This window comes from Methanospirillum sp. (assembly GCF_028679455.1).
Taxonomy (GTDB): domain Archaea; phylum Halobacteriota; class Methanomicrobia; order Methanomicrobiales; family Methanospirillaceae; genus Methanospirillum.
Map to the genome: position 1 here is coordinate 1 of NZ_JAJRBM010000432.1, position 3,353 is coordinate 3,353.

1 protein-coding gene is annotated in these 3,353 nt (G+C 44.3%); it reads right to left on the bottom strand.

The features are described from left to right. On the bottom strand, positions 1-2,553 hold a 2,553-nt coding region (locus LUQ50_RS14915), incomplete at its 3' end, for a S8 family serine peptidase (protein ID WP_300041046.1). Positions 2,554-3,353: the final 800 nt, after the last annotated feature.

The following is a 3,353-nucleotide window of genomic DNA, read 5'->3' on the forward strand; positions in this document are numbered from 1 at the left end:
ATAAGCAGAGTAATTGACTCCCTGAGCGCTATACAGATATCCATCTTCAGCTATACAGCCGACATCGTGATAACGTGGATACATCATCGTCGGGAGGTCAGGGGTGACCGTCCAACTCTTGTTTGGGACAGAAAAATGTGCGATATCACTGTAAACCACACCTTCAGAAGTAACTCTGCGACCTCCTGCGATCCAGAGCGAACCATCAGGATCCGATCCACTCGCACCATAATCCCAGCCTATCGAATCCGGAATATCCGGGAGGTAAGACCATTTCTCACCGTCAAACCGTTCAGCAGATCTCAAAGTATGTTTATCGAAATCAAAAATACCACTGTATGAATCCAATCCCCCAGCCACGATAATCGTTCCGTTTCCTGATGATACAAAAAACTGTGTCCGATTGGTGAGCATTGAGGGAGCCTGGCTCCATTGACCGGTGGTTGTATTCAGGCAGAAGACCTGGTTGGTGACCGTCTTATAATCAATAAATCCTCCCATTACATACATCCGATCCCCGAGAACTGCCGTTTTATATGCCCATCTACCGGGAACTTTCCTGTCAAAAGGAGTCTGTGACCACGAATCATTAGTGATATCATATACCTTTAATGTAGGGTCACAGAGAGAAGGCCTTATACTACCATTATATCCTCCAGGAACGTAGACCTTCCCATTTATCAATGAAGCATCGACATAGGATACACATTCAGGCATTTCGGTTAACATCCTCCAGATTTTGTTCACGATGTCATATCTGAACGGTGATATATTAGAAGGATAATCATTGGTTCTGCCTCCAATAAGATAGAGGTACTGGCCCGATGAAATCATAGCAGAATCAAATTGAACAAGCGGAACATCAGGAAGGGCCTCAGCTTCCGTTACGGTACAATCTGCATTCACTGCCTGTCCGAATCCCCCATTCAGATCAGAAAGCCGATATGAAGGATCATAATGACCAAATTGTGCAGGGGATGTACCCTGAAAGGTAAATGATACATACTCACCAGGAGCGGTCGTCGTTCCTTTCGGATATGCGATCTGTTCCGGTCCCATGAGGATTGCATCCCGGTTTTGTGCTATCAGCGATATCGACGTGTTAGAATTCCAGGTCTCTGTTCCTGCATTCTGTATGGTGATGTTACATTGAAACGGAGTATTCGTATGCATTATCGGTGGCATGTTCATAGATCCGATAGCATCGTACGGAGATACTTCCTGACGAACTGCAGCAGAAGCGTTGATCCTGCCTCCTGCAATGCAATACCTGAATATATCGGGATTTTTATCTGCTGATCGTACCAATGCTCCTTTTATTTGAACGTTCGTATACTCCGGATGGAGCGACTTCATCAACGCGACAACACCCGCTACCATGGGAGAAGAGAATGATGTACCATTACTATACGTATAGGGAATCTCCTGGAACGAGAGATTCGTTGAATTCGGAGACGATTGGTCATGTTTCATTGGCTTCAGGAGAAGAATATTGGAGCCCGGAGCAGCGATAAAGATCGATTTTTTCCCATAATTGGAGAACGATGACTTTTTATCATGGTCATCGGTGGACATGACTGGTATGACATTCGGTTGGAGGAATTGTGGCATCTTATCGATATACCCATCAACATCACTCTCTTCATTGCTCGCACTCCAGGTCATGATACCGGGAAATGTTGCTATTGCATCTAATAGCGCCTGATTTCTATATGCTATCCTCCAGGAATTGGTGATAATATCAGCATGGTGAAGAGTTGCATACTCATAGGATTGTATCGCGGAAGATACCCAGCCCGCACCACCGCTCGACATCTTTAATGCCATTATTTTTGCTTTCCATGCGGTACCGGTTGCTCCGATGCCATTATTCCCGACTGCCGCAACGATACCGGCACAAGCGGTTCCATGGCCGTCATAATCCATGACATCAGTATTGTTATCATAGAAATTGTATCCATGAAGGCCGGTGACCGGGTCAGTCCAGATATTATCTTTAAGGTCAGGGTGGAGGTAATCAACACCGCTATCGACTACGGCAACGACGACATCAGATCCGGTAGTTAGATTCCAGGCCTCTTCTGCATGAATATCTGCTCCCGGGGTCCCGCCATACTGCCCGGTATTTTTCAGGTTCCATTGAAGCGGATAGAACGGATCTGAAGGCACTCGGGTAGTATTTACTGATGAAGAGGTTATACCAGGAGACGGTGCATCGTCAAGGAAGACCTGATGATCCGGTTCTGCATACAAGACTGACGGTTGATTCTGATACCATGTTACTGCATCCTGAACAGTCATCTCATCCGGGATCTTTACCGACTGGAGACCTGGGACAAAGTTCTGGGATGAGGAATAGACAGCCTGTGCCCCTATTAATGCATGTATTGCATTCACCTGATCGATTGAAGAGAGAGCACGAGTCTGGTTATGTGCCTCTGGCGTATTGAACCTGACAAGAATTTGATGAGGGGCATACAGGGTTTGTGAGGTGTTGAGTAAAGTATTCAAAGCGAGTTCATGATCACTGGTGAATGACCCGTTCTCTCCCATATATGCGGTAGATATCTGAAATATCAATAAACAAAGGATGATTCCCCAAAAAGGTGATATGAACCTGACTGCCATTATGTAATCCTCCCGTATACCCTAATTGCAGTGCAAATTTAAAAGGCATATGATTTTATCCACCAAAAAATATTTTTTGGTACATTCGATGAGATCTCACTTTATTTTCTTCTTTGATTGTAACCTTTTAAGAGAGAGAAAACTCCGGATTCTTACTTTCAGGGAATGCAAGGAAATTACTGTATCCATCTTCAGGTGATAATAACTCGCCTGGTCAGGGTTGTTGCGGAACTGCGGACAGTTGCGGACTTATTGCGGAAATTTCCGCAATGAATTCATGAGTGATTACGGGTCAGATCAGGAATTAAACAATAATATTATTATTTTATGTACGCATTGCGGAATATGTGAAAATACAGGGAGGTTAGTTGGTGATGGGGAGACCTATCTTGTAGTATCATCTGTAGTTTGCAATTCCGCAATAAGGGATCATGATCCTAAACTGGTGGTTATTACGCAGCCTGATGCCCAAATGGGGTGATAATTGGGTTGCGCAGTTTTCCGCAACGATTCCGCAATAACTCAAAATGGGCCCCGATTGTGATCACGTTCCGCAACAATCTGTTTCAGTCTGGCACTTTTAACTTCACATCGAAGACAATATTGGCAGTGAATAATATTCACAATAGATTATTCTTGAAAACAATTATTTACTCTGAGAACCATTTTGTATTGTAGATGACCAGCCAAAGAGAGTTCCTTGAAGATACGGCAGCAACAGAGAT